This is a genomic window from Helicobacter sp. 13S00477-4, assembly GCF_002272785.1.
In the GTDB taxonomy this organism is placed as follows: domain Bacteria; phylum Campylobacterota; class Campylobacteria; order Campylobacterales; family Helicobacteraceae; genus Helicobacter_J.
The window spans coordinates 1-20997 of sequence record NZ_MLAS01000004.1 but is presented as its reverse complement, the minus strand read 5'-3'; the positions used below and the strand labels follow the sequence as shown (position 1 = coordinate 20997).

Below are 20997 nucleotides of genomic sequence, written 5' to 3'. Positions count from 1 at the left end.
AAAATGAAAAAGAATATCCTGATTTTTAAATTTATATGTGTATTGATTTTTATGGCTTCTTTTGCACAAGCAAGATTTTTCATAGGGATAGACAATGGGCATACTATAGATAGGGTAGATGTAAATACAGAAGCTTCTTATGACACTACAGGTTCTATGATAACCCCAGCTAGTTATATCAAAAATGCCTACAAAGGAACAGGATGGCTAATCAATATCAATCTAGGCACACAGCATTATTTTGATAAAAATCAATTCATAGGTTTTAGGTGGTTCCTTACAGGAGGTTATGGTAGGACTGATTTGGTCAATCAAGTCATTAATAAGATTCATTATCCTTCAAGCATAATCAACATAGCTTTAGGGGCAGATATATTGTTAGATGTGATTAAGTTTGGTGATAATAATTCTTTGGGATTATTTGGTGGGGTTGAGGGGGGATTTAATGGGACACTTTCAGATCAAACTTATTTAAATAGTAGTCATGAAAAACTTTATACATTGCCTTCAGGAAGTCTTTTTAGTTCAGTTCGCATAGGGATATCCCTATTTTTAGCCCAACATCACCGCATAGAGTTTGTAACTAAAATACCTGTGTATGATTATATGTTTAATGTTGACTCTAATATTTATAAACCTATCCAACTGATGCTTGGCTATAAATTTGTATTTTAAGCTCAATGCATTTTATGAAAAAATCAGTCTTAATGCCTAAAAAATCTATATTTTTAATCCTCTTATCACTATATGGGCTAAATGCCAAGATGATAGAAAGCCAAACATCTACCCATAGCCCTGAGGCAAAACCCCTATGCTTTGATATCTATGCTATTGAGTTTATCCCTTTAGGCACTGGACAAAAAGATGAAGCAAAAATACTCAAAAAATTTTCCTTCGCTTATCCTATCGCTAAACCTTATCAAAATACTTGTATGGGTATCACACAAATCAACAATTTATTAAAACAGCTCAACCTCAAGAGCATAGATAAAGGATATATCACCACAAAATTTGGGCTTCTACCCCAAGATCTAAACTCAGGAGAGCTAAAGATCAGTATCCAGATAGGTTTGATTGATGAAATCAAATATCAAGACAAAGCCAAAATGCTTTCCTTTAGCAAAGATTTTGGTATGAAAAAAGGAGATATCCTAAACCTAAAAGATATCCAATCAGGGATCGAAAATCTAAAGCGACTCAGGCATCTATCTGTGAGTGCAAAAATCCTTCCCTCTGAAGAAAAATCAAAAAGCAACATCATCATTTCTAGCCAGCCAAAGTCTCTGCCTATTTTCGCTCAAGCTTCATTTGACAATGGAGGCAATCTAGCTGATAATTATGAAGGGATATTCCTCTTTGGTATCGAAAATCCGCTGCATTTAGCTGATAGCATGCAGTTATATCTCCTCACATCCATACCTTTTGATAAGAAAAATCATAGCTATTATGGATCTTTGAGTTATACTATCCCTATCAGAAGATTTTTATTCCAGATTGATTCTTCCTATGCTCATAATGCCCAAGTCATAAAATTCTCTCAAATCTCTCCTGTATATAGCGGACGTTCATTTAGCTTTGACTTGAAGATGAGCTATCTTGTCTATGAAGATATAAAAAACAAGCTTTCATTAGGTCTAGGGATAGCTCAAAGGAATTCGGACAATTATCTGGACAAAATCAAACTAGAAGTGCAAAAAAAGTACCTCAATGAAATATCAGCTTTCATCAACTACAAAAGATTTTTTGCAAATTCACAATTTGACATTACTTTGAGCCTGCTCCAAGCTATTCCCTTATTTGGCTCAAACAAAAACTCTATCACGCACAAAACCTACCTTTATACCATCCCTAGCTTGAATTTATATTTTTACCAACCTTTCAGCTTACTCAATCAAACTTTTGTCTACAACACAGCATTCAAAACCCAGATTTCAAGAGATGAACTCTATGCGAGTGAAAAAATGACTATAGGAGGGAGGTATACAGTAAGAGGCTTTGATCACTTTAGCCTGAGTGGGCAAATGGGTATCTTGTATAGGAATGATTTGATGGCATACCTGCCTAGATTTTTTGGGATAACACTCGCCCCATCACTTGGAGCAGATATAGGCTATGTGAGCAATATCACTACCAAAAATCCAAATCCCGGACTCCTATCTGGAGGCGGCATTGGACTGCAACTTTTTTCAAAATATTTCAATGCTCAAATTTGGGAATACCTAGCCTTTTACAATCCTTACCAAAGTCCAACTCAAAATCTATTTTTCTCTCTAGCATTCAAATGGTAGAGTCTAACGATTGTCGATTTTTTCAGGATAGAGGTCATGATTTAACAGTCGATATTCTGCCATTTGCTCATATTTTGTGTCCGGTATGCCATAGTTCACATAAGGGTCAATACTGATACCTCCCCTAGGAGTGAATTTTCCCCATACTTCTATGTATTTTGGCTCCATCACATTAATCAAATCTTTTAAAATGATATTCATACAATCTTCGTGAAAATCCCCGTGATTACGAAAACTAAATAAATAAAGCTTCAATGATTTAGATTCTACCATTTTCCTTGCTGGGATATAGCTAATATAGAGTGTAGCAAAATCTGGCTGAGAGGTTATAGGACACAGACTACTAAACTCTGGACAATTAAACTTCACAAAATAATCATTTCCCAAATGCTTGTTTTCAAAAACTTCTAAAATATCTGGGTTATAACTAAAATCATATTTGGTATCTTGCTTACCTAAAAGATTGAATTTATGATTATTCATTTTGACTCCTAATAGATTGTGATTATACAAATTTTATAATAAAATGCACTCATGAAAATATCTGAAGAACAATACCATAAACTCCAAAAAATCAACTGCAATGACTTGCTCTCTTTTGCCTTATATGTGCCAAAATCTTATATGGATACTTCTTTTTTATCTTCTTTGAATCCACCTTGCACTGGGACGATAGAAATACAGATCCTGAATGCAGACTTATTCAAAGGCAAAAATATCCTCAAAGCCCAAGCCCTAATGCCAAAGTTTGACAAACACATCGAAATCATCATCTTCAATGCAAAAACCTTCCACAAAAATATATATGCTATTGGCAAACATCTCTGCATATATGGCAAAATCGAATACAAACTAAACAAATATTGTATGACTCAGCCCAAACTCATTGAAACAGAGGGCAAAATCACTATGCAATTCAAAAGCACATCTTTAAAATCAAATACCATTTCAGCACTAGCCCAAGACCTCATCACTCAAGAAAATCTTATTGAAGAAGGCTTACCCAAAAATATCGCAGCCCCTATAGAAGAAATATTCCACCCTAATAAAAAATACCTTTCACAATACCAACAAAATAATTTTTTTCCTCATTTGCACCTCTATGCACTAAAATGGACAGAGATATACAGCTACCTCAAATCACTTTCAAAAAAACGAAGGTATTTTGAAAGCAAATATACCTGCAATGGGGATTATGAAGCCTTTATCAACTCCTTACCATTTGAACTCACTCCAGCACAAGCTAGCACCATCAAGACCATCTCCACGGATCTGAAAAAATCCACTGCAGCCAAACGGCTCATTATGGGTGATGTTGGTTGTGGCAAAACGATTGTGATTTTGAGTGCAGTGGTGATGTGCTACCCTCACCAGAGTTTGCTAATGGCTCCCACAACGATTTTAGCAAAACAGCTTTTTGAAGAAGCACAAAAATACCTCCCAAAATATATCCAATGCAAGCTCATCACAGCAGATTCAAAAGACGATATGCAAAAAAATCTTTTCGAAAGAGAAGGGGATTTTATCATTGGCACACAAGCACTCCTTTATCGAGATATTGACACGCAAAATCTAGCCCTAATCATCACTGATGAACAACACCGATTTGGTACTAAACAACGTCATCAGCTTGAAAAAATTGCTGAAGAAAAAACCTCTTGTGAAACAAAAAAACCCCATGTGCTACAATTCTCAGCAACACCTATCCCAAGAACAATGGCAATGCTAAACTCAAGCCTTATAGATTTTAGCTTCATCAAAGACCTGCCTTTCAAAAAAGACATCACCACAACTATCATCAACAAAGCCAACTTCGCCAAACTCATCCAACACATTCAATCTGAAATCTCACAAAATAGGCAAGTAGTAATTGTATACCCTTTGGTAGAAGAGAGTGAAAATTTTGATTACATTTCACTCAAAGAGGGTGCGTGCTTTTGGCAAAAACATTTTGAAAATGTATACATCACTTCAGGCAAAGACAAAGAGAAAGAACAAGTTTTAGAAAATTTCAAAAATAAAGGCAATATCCTATTGGCAACCACCCTTATTGAGGTGGGCATATCACTACCAAGACTATCTACAATAGTCATCGTAGCCCCTGAAAGGCTTGGACTTGCCACCCTGCACCAATTACGCGGTAGAGTGAGTAGGAATGGACTCAAAGGATATTGCTTCTTATACACAAATTTAGCAAAATCTCAACGTTTGGAGGATTTTTCCAAAAATCTAAGCGGCTTTGATATTGCCGAATTAGACCTAAAATATCGTAATAGTGGCGATATACTCAATGGAGATCGTCAAAGCGGGGCTGAATTTGAATTTTTTGATATGAAAGATGATGTACACATCTTATCTGAAGTCAAAAAGCACCTCAATGCCTGAATTCAATCCATTGCCCTAATTATTTTTATTTTTTATCCACGATAACAGAGAGCAAATCTTTGATTGTCTTTTTAGAAACATCTTGAAGTGCTTTAATAGCATTTTCTTTAAAGGATTCTTTATTCATCAACACGCCTTTAATGAGTCCTTTTTTTGCTGAATCAAACTCATAGCTAATCACAAGCTCTGCTTTAGGCTCATCAGCCTTGATAATACCAAAAGACAAAATACTTAGCCTCAAGGTCTTTTTTGGAACATACGCCCCAAAAGGAGGAAAAGAAACACCAATACATTCTTTTTGTGCCTCTAGCACAAATAAGACTTTGAGCATATTTTTTGGAAAATCCACCCATACCTTTCCCTCTAAATATTGTATTTTACCATCAAGAGATTTTTCCAAAATACTTTTAGTATCATAAATCTCTACACTTGAAATACCCAATAAACCCACTTCATCAACCTTAGCACATTGAGTATTTTCAAACTGTGTGTTGAGATCATACATATCTAGGCTAGGGATGTCTGATTTGATTTTCAAGCTCACACAACCCGATAAAACCAATACTAAAAATACTGCCCCTATTGTTTTCATTTTCTCTCTCCAAACAAAGTATTGTAGGGGTCAGAATCAAATTTATCTAACAAATTCGAACCCTTTTGAAAAAACCTATCTATATTTTTCAAGCTGACTTCTAGCTCAGAAATCACTGGATTTAACATCTTTTTAAAATCATATTCACCATCTTCAATCTTACGATTAAGGTTGATGAGTAACATATTTGAATTTTTTGACAAAGCATTGATATTATCTTTTGTTTGTGCTAAATCAGCAGTAAGCACATCTAAAGAATTGATGATGTGGGAAATATTTTTTATATTTTGAGCATTGGTGAGTTGCTTGATATTTTTGAGTATGTCTAAAAGTTCTTTACTCACTTCATCAGCCTGAGAAGCAATACGACCCATAAAATTTTGTCTAAAATCCAATACTCTATCATCTTTATCTTTAATGAATTCAGGATTATCACCTTGATTCAAAGATAAATAGCTCAACCCAGCAAGACCTTGGGAATCTAATATAACCGCAGAACCTTTATGTATTGGTATAGAAGAGTTCAAAGAAAGCTTGATTTTTACCATACCTAAATGATTTTTATCAAAGCCAATTTGAGTCACACTGCCAATATTGATACCTTTATACTTCACTGGTGTATTCACACCAATACCAGAGACCTCTTTATCTGTGTAGACATAGTAAGTTCGATATTTATCTTCATCAATACCCATGCGTCCTATCCAAAGTATAAAAACTACCATACACACAACTACAACAAAAAATATAGACCCAATTAGAGTATAATTTACATTTCTCTCCAAAATCTCTCTCCTCGTCTTGAGTTGAATAAATTATCTTGTGAAAGACCCTTCAATAAAGCTATTGAAGCAAATTCATCTAAATCCCCTTCAAAATCAATTTCACCATCTTTGAGCAAAATAAATCGATCAGTAATATCCCTTATGGAATCTAGATCATGAGTGATCATCACAACGGTTAAATCAAGCATTTCTTTGAGTCCTAAAATCAAAGTATCAAATTTATCAGCACTCATCGGATCAAGTCCACTTGTCGGTTCATCTAAAAATAAAATTTCAGGACACAATGCCATTGCCCTAGCCAAACCAACTCGCTTTTTCATCCCACCACTGAGTTCATAAGGATAAAGCCGGTAAACTTTTCTACTCAAACCAACCATATCCAACCACATTTTTGAAATCTCTTCAATAGTTTTTTTAGGATAAATGCTATATTCCTCAAGCATAATGCCCACATTTTCCAAAACATTCAACGAACTGTACAATGCTCCAAATTGAAACAACACACCACAACGATTTAAGACTGAAGACCTTTCTTTATCTTTGAGTTTCCAAATATCTTGAGAAAATATCTTTATCTCTCCACTTTTAGGACGATTTAACAATATCATACTACGTAATAAAGTACTTTTTCCACTTCCACTTCCACCCAAAATAGCAAATATTTCCCCTTGATTGATATGAAAATTTATACCATTATGAACAACCTCGCTTCCATAAGCATTATAAAGGTTTTTAACCTCAATGATTTTTTTCATATACCCAACTTTGTCCATATAACTGAAAAAATAGCATTGATGAATATAATCCAAAATAGAGCATTCACCACACTCACAGTTGTTTTTATACCAACTGACTCTGTATTACCCTTAACTTCAAATCCCCTAAAACAGCCCACCATAGCAATGGCTCCTCCAAAAAAAGGTGCCTTTATCATACCGATCCAAAAATGTGTCCAACTCACCGTCTCATAAAATCTTTCAATATATTGAGCAAAGCCTATGCCAAGTTGATATTTTATAGCCAACATCCCACCAAACAAAGCAAATATATCGGCTAAAAAAACTAATAAAGGCATAATAATCATCAAAGCCAAAACACGTGGAATGACAAGGAATTCAAAAGGAGTAAAACTCATTGTTTTCATTGCATCCATTTCTTCAGTAATCTGCATCGCACCAATCTGAGCTGTGAAACTTGATGCACTCCTCCCTGCAATAACCAAAGCTAATATAAATGGACCCATTTCACGCAAAGAAAGCTTCGCAGTGATCTCTATGCTCACCAAAGGCACTCCCATACTTTGAAGTTGCATCGCTCCTTGTAAAGTAATAGCAGCCCCAACAATAAAAGCTGTCAAAATACTCACAGGCAATGCCTTAAAACCTGATTCACTGATGTGATAGACTAGAGGTGCGATACGTATCCTTGATGGATGGATCAAAGTTTGTCCAAAAAAATAAAGCGTTATGCCCATAAAATTAAAAAAATCCAATGTTTTTTGGAAAAAACTTTCAACCCACCTGCCAATTTTTTCAAAAATATTTCCAAATTTTTTTGTTTGTTTGTATTCTGCATTTTCTTTGGGGACATAAGATCGGATTGTGCCTAAAATGCGTTGGATTTTATCAGAAATATTTATAAATTCGACATTCAAAGAATAATTCCTAAAAATATCAATCAAAAAACACGAAAAAACAAAATCAATATGTGTAACATCACTAAAATCTATACCCAAAGGTAAATGACTATTTTTCAAAGCAGTTTTGAGTTGATTTAAATGCTCTATATCGGTGCGAAAATCCCAATGCCCTCCTAGATAAATGATTGTTTTTTGAGTGTCTTTTTGGATACTCAAAGAGGTTTTTGACATTGTCCTTCCTCGTGATTTTTGCTAAGATTATAACAAAAACAAGTTGTATAACCAATCATTATCCCAAAAGGTCTATAAATGGGCAAAACTCAAAAAATATTTTTATGTATATTGATTTTATGTGCGACCTTAAATGCATATGACAATCAAGATTCTTCTGCTGATTTGCCCAATACCCAAAAAAATGAAGGGTATGGAGTCGCTCAAATACGAGAAAAACAAAAACTCATCCGTGCAAAAAGCGGTCAATATGTTGGAGTAGGTATTGGAGGCTTTGAGGTCAAAAAAGACTATAACAACCAAAATCAAATCAACACCCCTATGATACTATCTCTCAAAACAGGCGTGCAAACCTTTTTTAATAAAAACATTGGTATCAGAGGATTTTTTGGGCTAGATATGGGCACAGGATTATTGAATTATTATTTTTCAAAAGACCCTAGCAAATCATTTTATTCTATGCTTTCTTTAGGGATTGATATGATAGCAGAATTCCCCTTAAGTCGAAGTTATAAGCATTTCTTAGGTGCATTCGTAGGGATTGGAGGAGGGGCAACAATATACACAGATAATGATAATTTTTCTTTGTTTAAAAATGCTGTTTATGCTGCAGGGCTAATGATAGAAGGAGGCATCACACTGAGTATTTTTGTCAAGCACCGTATTGAATTTGGACTCAAAATCCTCCCTACTTCCAAAAGTTTGCTGAACAACAAACGATTTGAAACAAGCCTAATGCCCTATGTAATGTATAACTATAAGTTTTGATTATTCTACTGTAACACTTTTTGCCAGATTTCTAGGCATATCCACATCATTCCCAAGCCTAATAGCAACCTCTAAAGCCAAAAGCTGCAGAACAACCATCATTGAGAAAAACTCCTCCATATAATCTGCCCCTTCCTTGATGATAATCATATCATCAGCTGACTCAAAAATCTCCGAACCAATCGTGCAAATCGTAGCATCTCTAGCAGCAAGTTCCTCAACATTACTTTTGATCTTTTCATACAATAAATGACGGGGCATCAAAGCAACCGTAAAAAGCAAAGAATCTACCAAAGCAATTGGACCGTGCTTCATCTCTCCACTTGGATACCCTTCAGCATGCAAATAACTGATTTCTTTGAGTTTCAAAGCACCTTCTAAAGCCAGAGGATAAAAAATATCCCTACCAATAAAAAAGAACCCATGCCCATGAAGGTATCTTTTTGATAATCTTTTAAGCCTTTCATGCAGTTTCACATCCACTTCAGTTGCCCTTATCGCAGCGATCATTGATTCTACTTGGTTCTTAAAACATTGATTATCTAAAATCTTTTTATGACGACCCATATAAACACTCAAAATCCACAATACCATCACTTGGGTCGCAAAAGCCTTCGTAGAAGCTACCCCTTTTTCAATCCCTGCACGAGTCAAAATAACAGCATCGCTTTCTCGTACGATAGAGCTATTATCAACATTACAAATAGCTAGTGTTTTAAGATGGGCTTTCTTAGCCAATTTGAGTGCTTCAAGCGTGTCAGCAGTTTCACCGCTTTGAGAAATAACTACAAAAAGCTCTTTTTCTCTCATAATAGGCTCAGAATACCGGAATTCACTTGCGATGACTACATTTGTCTTGATTTTAGCAATCCGCTCTAATAAATATTTCCCACTCATCCCAGCGTGATAACTTGTCCCACAAGCACAAATAGTTATTTCATCAATGCCCTCAAAAAATCTATCCTCAATAGACTCCAAATAAATCCCTTCCTCACTGACTCTACCCATCACTGTTTCTAACAAAACTTTATGTTGTTCATAAATTTCTTTTTCCATAAAATACCTAAAGCCTTCCTTTTGGGCAAATGCTCTATTTTGCTCTAAAGACTTGATATTTTTGAGTAAATCAAATTGCCCGTTATCATCCATATACCCAATCGCCCCATCTTCAAGATAAACCACCTTATCTGTGTATCCAATCAGAGGAGCATCTGAACTCGCAAAAAATATACCTGTTTGACCTTTTCCAACAATCAAAGGAGAACCATTTTTAGCATAAAAAATCCTATCGGGATATTTTTTACTCACAAGCAAAATAGCATAAGCCCCCTTCAAACAAAAAATAGTTTTTTTAAAGGCTTCAAAACCATTATTTTCAGCATCATCCTTAAGGTATTCTTCAAATAAATGCACAATAACTTCTGTATCGGTCTGACTCAAAAATTGATGCCCTTTTTGCTCAAGGAGTTTTTTGATCTCTTGATAATTTTCTATAATCCCATTATGAATAACATTACTAAAATCTGCGATATGTGGATGTGCATTCACTTCAGTAGGTTTGCCATGTGTAGCCCATCGTGTATGCCCAATCCCAACCCCAAATCCCTCTGAAATAAAATCCGCACACTTATTTTCAAGATTGCAAATTCTCCCTACAGCTTTAAAAGTCTTCAGCTCTCCATCGCTCAAAACAGTTATCCCTGCACTATCATATCCCCTATATTCAAGCTCTTTAAGACCTTTTAGCAAAATCTCCTTTTTTTCTTTTTTGCCAATATAGCCCACAATCCCACACATAAGAGACCTCCAAATCATTTTTAAAATTATAACAAAAACAAATCCAGTTAAATTTTTTTAAAGTATAATATAACTTTTATTAGAATCCATACAATAATCAAACAACCCAAAACGAGGAGCACCAATGCGAAGTGATATGATCAAAAAAGGCTATTCAAGAACACCTCATAGGAGTTTATTAAGAGCTACTGGACTAAAAGATGAAGATTTTCAAAAACCTTTTATCGGCATAGCAAATAGTTACATTGACATTATTCCGGGTCATTTTTTCCTCTCAGAATATGCCAAAATCGTAAAAGATGAAATAAGAAAGGCTGGTGGCATACCCTTTGAATTCAATACTATTGGCGTAGATGATGGCATCGCAATGGGGCATAATGGAATGCTCTATAGTTTACCTAGCCGAGAGATTATCGCAGATTCTATAGAAACTGTGATGAATGCCCATAAACTTGATGCTATGGTCTGTATTCCTAATTGCGATAAAATCGTTCCGGGTATGATAATGGGAGCATTAAGGGTAAATGTACCTACAATTTTTGTAAGTGGGGGACCCATGCTTGCAGGGACTTTAAATGATGGTAGCAAAATTGGTCTTTCACAGGTTTTTGAAGCAGTTGGAGCTTTTGAAGCAAAAAAAATTGATGAAAAAAAACTCTATGAAATTGAATGCAAAGCCTGTCCAGGCGGAGGAAGCTGTAGTGGGATGTTTACAGCAAATTCAATGAATACTCTTTGTGAAGCGATGGGCATAGCCCTGAGTGGTAATGGGACAATCCCAGCCCTCACAAAACAAAGAGAAGCCCTCCTTAGAAAAGCCGCACAAAGGATCGTAGAAATTGCTCTTGATGCCAAAAAAACAGAACAATACAAGATGAAAAATATCCTGAATCAAAAAGCCATTCATAATGCTTTTGTTGTTGATATGGCAATGGGAGGAAGCACTAATACAGTATTGCATATGTTAGCTATTGCCAAAGAAGCAGAAGTAGATTTTGGTATGAAAAATATCAATGAAATAGCCAAAAATGTTTCTCATCTCACCAAAATTGCCCCAGCAATTAGCAATGTCTTTATGGAAGATGTTAATAAAGCAGGTGGTGTAAGTGCTGTGATGAAAGAAGTCAACAAAAGAGGTAATATTGTCCAAGATACTCTCACTATCACAGGCGAAAGTATTCATGAACGCATACAAGATGCAAAAATCACTGACAACAACATCATTCATACTGCTGAAAATGCGTATTCAAAAACAGGTGGATTGAAAATCCTCTATGGCAACCTTGCCCAAGAAGGGGCTGTTATCAAAGTTGGTGCGATGGCTGAAGGGATGAAGAACTTCACAGGGAATGCTATTGTTTTTGAATCTCAAGATGATGCCATTGCAGGGATTTCAAAAGGAAAGGTAAAATCTGGCAATGTAGTCGTCATCCGTTATGAAGGACCCAAAGGCGGACCGGGTATGCCTGAAATGCTAAGCCCTACAAGTCTCATAATGGGGATGGGGCTAGGAGAATCTGTTGCCCTCATCACAGATGGAAGATTTAGCGGTGCGACAAGGGGTGCTTGTATTGGACATATAAGTCCAGAAGCTGCTGAAGGAGGCACCATTGCACTAGTAGAAAATGGTGATCACATTAAAATAGATGTAGAAAATGGGATTTTAGAACTCCTTGTAGATGAAACCACACTTCAAGAACGTTCAAAAAAATGGCAACCCAAAACCAAAACTATTGAAGGCAAATGGCTCAAACGATATGCTCTTTTAGTGAGCAATGCAAGCAATGGGGCAGTCCTAAAAACAGAACTATGAATAAGGATTTTTATGAATAAATTGAATTTAGATTTTATAGATGACAAAGATTTTAAAGAAGATTCTGTCCGTGAGGAAATCATCAATCCATTGATTAAAAATTTGGGATTCATTTCAGCCAATACAAAAAATAACTCCCTGACTTTCAAACGATCAGTAAAACTAAAATCCGCTACAATAACAGGCTCTAATAGTAAAGTAACATTTTCTAATCGCTTCCCTGATTATGTCCTATATAGAGGCAAAGAAGCCATTTGTGTCCTAGAAGCAAAAGCCCCTGATAAAGATATAAAAACAGGCAAAAGTCCATTACAAGCTTCTTTTTATGCTCAAAATGCAGAAATTGCGGCTCCTTTTTATGCACTATGCAATGGAAAAGAATTTGTCTTATTCAAAACAAATGGACAAAAACTCATCTTAGAAATTGATCTAAAAAATGAACTTGAATCTAAATTCAATACCCTCAAAACATACTTAACCCAAATATCTGACCCCATACCTCCTCAACCTGATATCAAAAATGACCAATGGTATTTAGACAAAACACTCCCCAAATCCATTGACCCACAAAAACGAAAAGCAAAACGGCATTTTGGTTGCACAGCTTATTTCACGCGTCAAAGCTGGGATGTATTGCAAAATCACATCACACACTTCACACAAGAAGGTGATAAGGTATTAGATAGCTTTGGAGGGAGTGGTGTGAGTGCTATTGAAGCGATGATGAAAGGTAGGGTAGGAATCCATATTGATCTCAATCCTCTATCGGTATTTATGGTCAAAGCTTTGAGTGCAAAGGTAAATCTTGGCGAGCTTTATGAAGCAGGTGAAAAAATTTTGAAAAATTTTGAAAAACAAAGACCCAAAAACGAACAAGAAGCTCAAAAAATCTTAGCAAATGCTTCCTATTTTCCCTCACCCATAACAAATCAAGCTACAAAATCTAGCAATGGGGGGGGGGGCATATCAAAAAATCCTTTGGATACCCAAAGATGAAATCCTCCCAAAAGGCAGTGATGTACCTAGTTTAAGAGATATTTTTACCCCACTCCAGTTAATAGAACTTGCTTTACTACGTCAAGAAATACTAAAAATAAAAGATGAAAATATTAAATTATCTTTATTGTTGGCTTTTATGAATACATTAAGCATAGTAAATTTAACTTATCATATCTCCAGCTACAATTCTGGAGATAATAGTATTTTCAGATATTATCGATATAGAATTGCCCATAATCCAACCAAAGCATCAACTAGCGAAACTTTCAAACGCAAACTCAAACGCGTTATCTCTGGCAAAAAAGAACTTGAAAATTCACCCCATTTCTATAAAATGCTAGAAGACTCAAAGATCATTCAAGGCGATGCCACAGACTTAAAAGGAATAGAAGCTCAAAGCATAGATTATATCTACACCGACCCTCCTTATGGAGCAAAAATCCCTTACCTAGACCTCTCGACTATGTGGAATGCTTGGCTAGATTTTGAAGTAGATACGAAGCTAAAACAAAAAGAATGTATCGAAAAAGGCAGCTTGAATAAAAACATTAATGAATACTATGACTTGATGAAAAAAAGCCTAAAAGAAATGTATAGAGTCCTAAAATACAATCGCTGGCTAAGCTTTGTCTTCCAACATCAAAGCCCCCAATTATGGCAGACCATCATCGAATACGCTGAAGAAATAGGATTTGAATATACAGGCTGCATCAGGCAAAGCAATGGACAAGCAAGTTTTAAAAAAATTCAAAATCCCTTCACCGTCCTAAGTGGTCAACTCATTATACATTTCAAAAAAGTCCAAAGTCCAAAAACTAGGATCAAAGAATCTTTAGGAGATGATTTTGATTTGATTTGCAATCACATTGAAGCTGTGATAGCAAAAAATGATGGGGCAACCCTTGAAGAAATCTATGCTGAATTAACAACAACAGGTCTTGAAATGGGATTTTTGCACGAATTATCCCAAGAATATGAAACCCTCATCCCTTATATCAATGAAAATTTTGACCGTGATGAAAAAAGCCAAAAATACCATATCAAAGAAGGCAATAAGTTCAAAAGCCATCAAATCGCATTAGAACTTCGTGCAAAATATTTTATTGTCTCATTTTTAAGGAAAGCAGAAAGGCAAAATCGCAAAGTGAACTTTGATGATATTTGCCTAGAAGTCATCCCTCAGCTAAAAAATGGTATCACACCACAACAAGAAGACATAAAAAATATTTTAAAAGGTATAGCCATAGCTGATGCAACAGGAAATTATGTCTTAAAGACATTCCAACAAAGCCTGCCTTTATTTTGAGCATTATTAAAAAAATAATAAATTTTTTTGATAAAAACTCTCAATCCTGCTATAAAACTCCAAAAACCTATCAATTCTTATAAAATCCATATAAAATGGATTTTCACTCGCTAAAACAACTTTATAAAAATGAAATAAGGAAAATAATTATTTTCTAAATTTTATAGTTAGCCTATGAATAAAAAATACTTATAAGTTTTATCATTTTTTAATCATAAAAGGATACAATACTGATAGTTCAAAGACGAGATTAAAAATCCCGCATAAAAATTAACAAAATCAAATCCTTTTCAGTGATTAGCAATATGGTTATCTCCCAAATGTATCAGGCAATTCAAAATATTTCAATCAAAACATTGCCTAATTTTGGATGATTTTTGAATAAAAGATAAATGCTCTAGACTAAAAACAACTTAAATTGATAATCCTGAAAACCAAAAAGCTCCTAGCAATAAGGGATGATGAATATGAAACAATATCAAAATCTCAATGAAGTACTAAAACCCAATGAAATGCCCGCATTCTGGGGTGCAGTAGCCAGACCTGAACTCCCCCTTAAAATCCATTTGGTTTATGCAATTGGATGGATTGTAGTACTCTTTGCAGCAGGACTACAAAATAACTTGACGATTGCCAATATTTATGAAATACAAGGTAATTTAGGACTCACGCCTGCTGAAGGAGGAGTAATAACTTCTTGTTATTATATGGGTTATGCGTGGATGAGTGTGGTTTTGTTCAAAATGCGTCAACAATTTGGAATGAAAGTATTTTTTGGGATTGTAGTGGGTATTTTAGTCATCGTACACGCGATACAAATACTCCATGATGGTTTTTATACTGCTGTCATTACCAGATTCCTGAATGGCTTGGTTGGGAGTGGGCTATCAACTCTTTGTGCCTATTACGCAATGCAAATGCTCCCCCAATCAAAAAAATATTTAGCAATGTGCGTGAGTATAGGACTTATGCAGGTAGGATCTTCAGCAGCAAGATGGATAGTGCCTTATTTAATGCTCAATGAAAATGCTCACCTTGCAGTTTTTATTGATATGGGGACAACATTATTTGTCATCGCGACTTATTTATTAATAGAATTGCCTCCTTCACAAACAGGTAAAGCCTTTTCAAGGGCAGATATTCCTTCATTGCTGCTCTATGGTACTGGAACAGCTATATTTTGTTTTATTTTTAGCATTGGGTATATTGTCTGGTGGGATCAAACTTGGATAGCTTATGGGCTATGTATTGCATTAACTTGCTTGGCATTGTTTTTTATGATTGAGATACGTCGAGAAAAACCACTGATAAAATTCTCTTTTGTCAGCACATTCCAAGTTATTAAACTCGCCCTAGCAGGAGGGTTTGCTAGGATGTGCCTTGCGGAGCAAACCACAGGAGCAGCTGGATTATTTAGGAATGTATTAGGCTATAGCGATTATCAACTCACACATTATTATGGAGTGATAACACTTGGGGCATTATTTGGTGGCTTGTTATCCATAGCTTTGATGAGCTATAAACGGACTTCTATGATATTAGTCATTTCTTTTGCTATGCTTGTGGCAGGTTCTTTTGCCTCTACAAATCTCTCCACTCAAGTGATGCCCTCAGACTTATACATACCTCAATTCCTCATCGCTGCTGCGAGTGTCTTTTTCATCGGACCCTTGTTTGCAGAGGGTTTTACTATATCTTTGCCTAGAGGGACAGGATATGTGCTAACTTTTATTGCGATATTTAGTTTTTCTCAAGGGGTTTTTGGACTTTTAGGATCTGCACTTATCGGTTATTATATTAAAGTACATACTGCCCTACATTTACAAGATCTAATCAACCATACCCCAGATACAGATTCAATCCTAACCATTACACCTAATTTTCCTGCAGAGTTAAGCAAACAAGCAGGTGTTTTGGCTTATTCTGACTTATTTTTTACTGTCGGATGTGTAGCAGTAGGGATATTCTTATTGTTAGCAGGGCATTGGCTTTATTATACATTCTTGAAAGCTACTCCTATTGACAGAGAACTAAAAATCATTGGTCGTAAAAATGCTTTAGCAAACTTAAAAACAAAAGCCTTCTTAGATCAATTACAAAAAGAAAAAAATACAGAGGCAAATTAGCCCATAAAAGGAATATCAAATGCCTTATTTCAAACACTGGACTCCCAAGAAACCAAGTTTTGTAGTGAGTGCTATCGCTGGCATTATTCTCATTTGTGGGATTTTATGTATCTTATATGCATGGGAACTCCCACCATTTTTTAGGGGAGTAGTCAGTACCAATGATGCCTATGTCCAATCTAAAACTACGCTCATTACCCCTCGTGTCAGTGGATATGTAGTAGAGATTTATGTCAAAGATTATGCGATGGTCAAACAAGGTGATCCTATTTTACAGATCGACAAAAGCATTTTTATCCAAAAAGTCAAAGAGGCAGAGGCAAATCTCCAAACTGCACAATCAAAACTTAGCAGTTACACAGAAAATTATCGCTCCCATCAAGCAAATGTTCAACAGAAAAAAGCAATCATTTCAACTGATGAAGCCACATTAAAAAATGCAATTATTCAAGACAAACGCGTCGCCTCACTAGTCCAAAAAGGTTCTGTCAGTAAAAGGGAATACGAAGACACTCAAACCTCACTAAAAAAAGCAAAATATACCCTCGCACAATCTCAAGCTGAATATAACAAAGCCCTTGAAGAACTCAAAGCCTATGAAATAAGTAAATCAGCACTAGAAGCTGATGTCAAACGTGCTAGTGCACTTTTAGAATTAGCTAAAATTGATTTGGATTATTCTCTTATAAAAGCCCCTGTCGATGGAGTGCTAGGTGCTGTTGGTGCAAGATTGGGTCAATTTGTATCACAAGGCAGTCCACTGACCTTTTTGATACCTAATCTTAAATGGGTGCAAGCAAATTTCAAAGAAACTAAAATGAAAGATGTTCATCTAGGTCAAAAAGCTACCTTTACTGTAGATGCACTCGGTGGAGCAACCATCAAAGGGGTAGTAGAAAAAATCTCTCCAGCAACGGGTAGCGAATTTAGCTCTATTAGAGTAAATAATGCAACGGGCAATTTCATCAAAGTCGTCCAAAGGATACCCGTACGTATCAAAATCGATGAAAGCAACCCACTTTCAAAAGAACTCAAGGCAGGTATGAGCGTTATCGCGACCATCCATACCAAAAAGGATTGAGGATGTGGTGGTCTCAAAGTCTGCGTATACTTGGAATAGTAATTTTACTCTGTGGCTGTGTACCCAAAATATCTGATATTCCAAAAGATTCAAAAGTAAGCATTGCTCTTGATGAAAATTTTGATGAAACCATCAATAAAAACTGGTGGGAAAACTTCAATGACAAAAATTTGTTGTTTTTAATACAAAAAGCAAGGATTTATAACAGCGACAACCAAATAGCAAAAACACGTATAAATGCCGGTATAGCATCCATAAAAATAGCAAAATCCACCCTATATCCAAGTGCAAATTTTAATGCAAGCCCACAATACACTCAAAATATGCTCACTCCAATCTTTGGTTTTACTACACCTATTGGAATGATAGACCCAACTTTAAATATCAATTATAGTTTTGACTTTTTTGGCAAAAATAAAAATGAACGCAAAAATAAATTTTACCAAGCTCAAGCTGCAATTGCACAAAGCTATGCGACAAAACTCTCTGTAGATTCTATAGTGGCAAAAACCTACATTAATTTAGTAGCCCTAAAAGATCATTTAAGGCTACTTAAAAACACCCTCAAAGTTAGAGAAATTGAACTCAAAATTGCAGAAAGCAAATCAGCTACTGGTTATGCAAGCGAATATGATAAGCAACAAGCTAAAATCCAATATGAAGCTACAAAATCCCAAATAGCACCTACCAAATTATCAATCATAAAAACACAAAATGCTCTTGAAGAACTCACTGGAATCTCTACCAAAGACATCAAAACAGCACAAAGCTTAAAAGAACTCGCTGAACCCAAACTACCTGACAAAATCCCCTCTTCAATACTACGTCATCGTCCTGATATCGCTTATGCTGAATTTGAACTAGCTGCCAGTAGTGCAGCATTAGCTAGAGCTAGAGCAAATTTTTTACCTGATTTCAATCTTATTGCTAATATTGGTGGAGCATTCTTTTCAAACTTCCTAGGAACATCTGGTTGGATACCCACAGGAGCAATAGGTGCAGGTATTTTAGCACCCCTATTTGAAGGTGGCAAGCTAAAAGGAGAATTTGCGCTAGCAAATGCCAAAAGAGATGAAGCAGCCTACACTTATAAAAAAATTGTCCTCAATGCTTACAAAGAAATAAAAGATGCTCAAGCATCCATCATATGGATAAAAACCCAACAAAAATCACTCAATGAGGAATATCAAGCAGCCATCAAAACACTTGATTATGCAAAAAACCGATACGATAGTGGCTATTCATCTTATCTGGAAGTCATTGATGCAGAACGTTCTTTGCTGAATTTACAAGGTCAAATCATTAACCTCAAGACCTCCTATATAGAATCATTAATTAACCTCTATCATTCACTTGGAAGTGGGTTTGACACAGATGAAGTCAAATTAGAAAATTTCAAAAAATCTCCTTCTAAATAAATCCCTCTCCCTTATTTGTTCAACCTAGCTTTTCTACGTTGCAAGGCTTTTTCATACCTTTCCTTTTCAGAAGGTGTTTGTGGGTTTAGTGGTGGAATTGGCACTGTCTTGCCATCTTGCACAGCCACCATTGTGAAATAGCAGCTATTGCAATGGATGGCATATTTATCTTTTATATTTTCACTGATGACTTTAATACCCACTTCACAGCTTGTCCTGCCTGTATAATTTACACTCGCTAAGAAAGTGAGCAAAGAACCAATATGAATAGGTTGTTTGAAAATCACGCTATCTACACTCAAAGTCACTACACCTACACCACAGTACCTAGTCGCACAGGCATAAGCGACTTGATCTAACATTTTGAGTAATTCGCCCCCATGCATTACTCCACTGAAGTTCACCATACTTGGAGTCACTAGAACTGACATTGTGAGCGATTTGGCATCAAATACATCTTCCATTGCCATTATTTTTCCTTCTTCATAATAAAATATTTTTTAACATAAAAAATTATAGCTAACTATCAATAAACTAGAATAATAGATATATATCTATTCAAAATCATAAACTTAGTTATAATAAAATATTTTCTTATAGGAGTTTTAATGGAACTTTTACTTACTGGGGGAAGTGGATATATTGGTTCTCATACAGGATTAGAATTTTTAACCCACACCACTTGTAACATCACTATAATTGATAATCTTTCCACAGGTTTCATAGAAAATCAAGCCTACTTAAAAGATAGGTTTCCCAATCGGGTGCATTTTATCCAAGCAGATCTATCTGATACTCCCACTATTGAAAAAATACTCAAGAATACTCCTTTTGATTGTATCTTGCATTTTAGTGGTTCACTCATCGTTAATGAGTCCGTTATAAACCCTTTATTATATTATACAAATAACACATGCAATACGATTTCTTTGATAAAGCTCTGTGTCCAATATCAAATCAAAAATTTTATTTTCTCATCTACAGCTGCTGTCTATGGAGAACCTGAAGCCTCACTCATCCCAGTCGTTGAAAGCCTCCCTCTAAAGCCTATCAACCCTTATGGTAACTCAAAAATGATGCTTGAGCAAGTCCTTAAAGATTGCTCTATGGCTTATGATTTAAATTATGTTGCATTAAGATATTTCAATGTTGCAGGTGCGAGTATGCAAAATAACCTGAAAACTCGAATTGGATTAGGGCAAAGGAGCAAAAATGCAACTCATCTTATCAAAATTGCCTGTGAATATATAACAAAAAAAAGAACAGAACTATTCATCTTCGGTGATGATTACCCCACTTTTGATGGCACTTGTATACGTGACTACATCCACATAGATGACTTAGCAAATGCTCACTTACAAGCTTATTATTATCTTAAAGAGCATAAAAAATCTCAAATCTTTAATGTTGGTTATGGGATAGGCTATAGTGTAAAAGAAGTACTCCAAACACTCAAAGAAATATCAAAAATAGATTTTGAAATCAACATTACTAAAAGACGCGATGGTGACCCAGCTATCCTCATTTCCAATAATCAAAAAATCCTTTCTCATACAAATTGGAAACCAAAATACAATGATCTAAATACGATTATTAAAAGCTCTTATGAATGGGAAAAGTTTTTCCTCTAATCAAAAATCACATACATCACAATCATAAAAGGAATAAAAACAAATAAAGAAGGAATAAAAAAGATAAAAGGAGTTTCCCTATCCCTGCATCGACTTACATTCCCACACCTGAAAGATGCAGTATCATCAGCGAAGAGG

General features: G+C 35.4%; 18 protein-coding genes. 11 read left to right on the top strand and 7 right to left on the bottom strand.

What is annotated here, in order from left to right:
• Positions 1–3: 3 nt before the first annotated feature.
• On the top strand, positions 4–675 hold the full coding sequence (locus tag BKH44_RS02850) for an outer membrane beta-barrel protein (RefSeq protein ID WP_095269877.1): 672 nt from the start codon (positions 4–6) through the stop codon (positions 673–675).
• 14 nt (positions 676–689) lie between these two features.
• Positions 690–2288 (top strand): ShlB/FhaC/HecB family hemolysin secretion/activation protein, encoded by a 1599-nt coding sequence (locus BKH44_RS02845; RefSeq protein WP_180674093.1) that lies wholly within the window; start codon positions 690–692, stop codon positions 2286–2288.
• A 3-nt stretch (positions 2289–2291) separates the two neighbouring features.
• Here BKH44_RS02845 and queF read toward each other — a convergent pair whose 3' ends face one another.
• Positions 2292–2771, bottom strand: a complete 480-nt coding sequence (queF, locus tag BKH44_RS02840; RefSeq protein WP_095269873.1) for a preQ(1) synthase — start codon at positions 2769–2771, stop codon at positions 2292–2294.
• A 51-nt stretch (positions 2772–2822) separates the two neighbouring features.
• Between queF and recG the strand changes: the two genes are divergently transcribed.
• Complete coding sequence (gene recG, locus BKH44_RS02835; protein WP_095269871.1) at positions 2823–4673, top strand: ATP-dependent DNA helicase RecG; 1851 nt, start codon at positions 2823–2825, stop codon at positions 4671–4673.
• A gap of 25 nt (positions 4674–4698) precedes the next feature.
• Here recG and BKH44_RS02830 read toward each other — a convergent pair whose 3' ends face one another.
• From BKH44_RS02830 to BKH44_RS02815, 4 genes are read right to left on the bottom strand one after another with little or no spacing between them, the layout of a single operon-like run.
• Positions 4699–5265: a hypothetical protein gene (locus BKH44_RS02830; protein ID WP_095269869.1), complete on the bottom strand. Its 567-nt coding sequence runs from the start codon at positions 5263–5265 to the stop codon at positions 4699–4701.
• Complete coding sequence (locus BKH44_RS02825) at positions 5262–6050, bottom strand: MlaD family protein (RefSeq protein ID WP_095269867.1); 789 nt, start codon at positions 6048–6050, stop codon at positions 5262–5264. Before BKH44_RS02825 ends, BKH44_RS02830 begins: the two co-directional genes overlap by 4 nt.
• A complete protein-coding gene (locus tag BKH44_RS02820) occupies positions 6035–6805 on the bottom strand; it encodes an ATP-binding cassette domain-containing protein (protein ID WP_257842575.1) in 771 nt (256 codons plus the stop codon). Before BKH44_RS02820 ends, BKH44_RS02825 begins: the two co-directional genes overlap by 16 nt.
• Entirely contained in the window at positions 6802–7920 is a 1119-nt protein-coding gene (locus tag BKH44_RS02815; protein ID WP_095269864.1) for an ABC transporter permease, read from the bottom strand. The genes BKH44_RS02820 and BKH44_RS02815 overlap by 4 nt, the downstream gene beginning before the upstream one ends.
• A 78-nt stretch (positions 7921–7998) precedes the next feature.
• Between BKH44_RS02815 and BKH44_RS08945 the strand changes: the two genes are divergently transcribed.
• Positions 7999–8688, top strand: coding sequence for an outer membrane beta-barrel protein (locus tag BKH44_RS08945; protein ID WP_095269862.1), 690 nt, complete (start codon positions 7999–8001; stop codon positions 8686–8688).
• Here BKH44_RS08945 and glmS read toward each other — a convergent pair whose 3' ends face one another.
• Complete coding sequence (glmS, locus tag BKH44_RS02805) at positions 8689–10485, bottom strand: glutamine--fructose-6-phosphate transaminase (isomerizing) (protein ID WP_095269861.1); 1797 nt, start codon at positions 10483–10485, stop codon at positions 8689–8691.
• A gap of 124 nt (positions 10486–10609) precedes the next feature.
• Here glmS and ilvD point away from each other — a divergent pair, with 124 nt between their 5' ends.
• From ilvD to BKH44_RS02775, 6 genes are all read left to right on the top strand, one after another.
• The gene (gene ilvD, locus BKH44_RS02800; protein WP_095269860.1) at positions 10610–12298 is read left to right on the top strand and encodes a dihydroxy-acid dehydratase; all 1689 of its coding nucleotides are present in this window, start codon (positions 10610–10612) and stop codon (positions 12296–12298) included.
• A 12-nt stretch (positions 12299–12310) separates the two neighbouring features.
• Positions 12311–13294: a DNA methyltransferase gene (locus BKH44_RS02795; RefSeq protein ID WP_095269859.1), complete on the top strand. Its 984-nt coding sequence runs from the start codon at positions 12311–12313 to the stop codon at positions 13292–13294.
• Complete coding sequence (locus BKH44_RS02790; RefSeq protein WP_095269857.1) at positions 13248–14603, top strand: DNA methyltransferase; 1356 nt, start codon at positions 13248–13250, stop codon at positions 14601–14603. The genes BKH44_RS02795 and BKH44_RS02790 overlap by 47 nt, the downstream gene beginning before the upstream one ends.
• A gap of 461 nt (positions 14604–15064) precedes the next feature.
• Complete coding sequence (locus tag BKH44_RS02785) at positions 15065–16729, top strand: MFS transporter (protein ID WP_180674092.1); 1665 nt, start codon at positions 15065–15067, stop codon at positions 16727–16729.
• Between the two features lie 19 nt (positions 16730–16748).
• Positions 16749–17810 carry an HlyD family secretion protein gene (locus BKH44_RS02780; RefSeq protein ID WP_095269853.1) on the top strand — a complete coding sequence of 354 codons (1062 nt, stop codon included), beginning with the start codon at positions 16749–16751 and terminating at the stop codon, positions 17808–17810.
• Positions 17811–17812: 2 nt separating this feature from the next.
• Positions 17813–19228: an efflux transporter outer membrane subunit gene (locus BKH44_RS02775; protein WP_095269851.1), complete on the top strand. Its 1416-nt coding sequence runs from the start codon at positions 17813–17815 to the stop codon at positions 19226–19228.
• A gap of 11 nt (positions 19229–19239) precedes the next feature.
• Here BKH44_RS02775 and BKH44_RS02770 read toward each other — a convergent pair whose 3' ends face one another.
• Positions 19240–19692, bottom strand: coding sequence for an acyl-CoA thioesterase (locus BKH44_RS02770; RefSeq protein WP_095270035.1), 453 nt, complete (start codon positions 19690–19692; stop codon positions 19240–19242).
• A gap of 144 nt (positions 19693–19836) precedes the next feature.
• Between BKH44_RS02770 and galE the strand changes: the two genes are divergently transcribed.
• Complete coding sequence (galE, locus tag BKH44_RS02765) at positions 19837–20859, top strand: UDP-glucose 4-epimerase GalE (protein ID WP_095269849.1); 1023 nt, start codon at positions 19837–19839, stop codon at positions 20857–20859.
• Positions 20860–20997: the final 138 nt, after the last annotated feature.

What these genes read in the sequence shown, in the direction of transcription:
- BKH44_RS08945 (WP_095269862.1), top strand. Translation starts at nt 7,999, where the DNA reads ATGGGCAAAACTCAAAAAATATTTTTATGTATATTGATTTTATGTGCG.
- BKH44_RS02815 (WP_095269864.1), bottom strand. Translation starts at nt 7,920, where the DNA reads ATGTCAAAAACCTCTTTGAGTATCCAAAAAGACACTCAAAAAACAATC.
- BKH44_RS02795 (WP_095269859.1), top strand. Translation starts at nt 12,311, where the DNA reads ATGAATAAATTGAATTTAGATTTTATAGATGACAAAGATTTTAAAGAA.
- BKH44_RS02845 (WP_180674093.1), top strand. Translation starts at nt 690, where the DNA reads ATGAAAAAATCAGTCTTAATGCCTAAAAAATCTATATTTTTAATCCTC.
- BKH44_RS02770 (WP_095270035.1), bottom strand. Translation starts at nt 19,692, where the DNA reads ATGGAAGATGTATTTGATGCCAAATCGCTCACAATGTCAGTTCTAGTG.
- BKH44_RS02850 (WP_095269877.1), top strand. Translation starts at nt 4, where the DNA reads ATGAAAAAGAATATCCTGATTTTTAAATTTATATGTGTATTGATTTTT.
- BKH44_RS02785 (WP_180674092.1), top strand. Translation starts at nt 15,065, where the DNA reads ATGAATATGAAACAATATCAAAATCTCAATGAAGTACTAAAACCCAAT.
- queF (WP_095269873.1), bottom strand. Translation starts at nt 2,771, where the DNA reads ATGAATAATCATAAATTCAATCTTTTAGGTAAGCAAGATACCAAATAT.
- BKH44_RS02790 (WP_095269857.1), top strand. Translation starts at nt 13,248, where the DNA reads ATGGGGGGGGGGGCATATCAAAAAATCCTTTGGATACCCAAAGATGAA.
- recG (WP_095269871.1), top strand. Translation starts at nt 2,823, where the DNA reads ATGAAAATATCTGAAGAACAATACCATAAACTCCAAAAAATCAACTGC.
- galE (WP_095269849.1), top strand. Translation starts at nt 19,837, where the DNA reads ATGGAACTTTTACTTACTGGGGGAAGTGGATATATTGGTTCTCATACA.
- BKH44_RS02780 (WP_095269853.1), top strand. Translation starts at nt 16,749, where the DNA reads ATGCCTTATTTCAAACACTGGACTCCCAAGAAACCAAGTTTTGTAGTG.
- BKH44_RS02775 (WP_095269851.1), top strand. Translation starts at nt 17,813, where the DNA reads ATGTGGTGGTCTCAAAGTCTGCGTATACTTGGAATAGTAATTTTACTC.
- glmS (WP_095269861.1), bottom strand. Translation starts at nt 10,485, where the DNA reads ATGTGTGGGATTGTGGGCTATATTGGCAAAAAAGAAAAAAAGGAGATT.
- BKH44_RS02820 (WP_257842575.1), bottom strand. Translation starts at nt 6,805, where the DNA reads ATGAAAAAAATCATTGAGGTTAAAAACCTTTATAATGCTTATGGAAGC.
- ilvD (WP_095269860.1), top strand. Translation starts at nt 10,610, where the DNA reads ATGCGAAGTGATATGATCAAAAAAGGCTATTCAAGAACACCTCATAGG.
- BKH44_RS02830 (WP_095269869.1), bottom strand. Translation starts at nt 5,265, where the DNA reads ATGAAAACAATAGGGGCAGTATTTTTAGTATTGGTTTTATCGGGTTGT.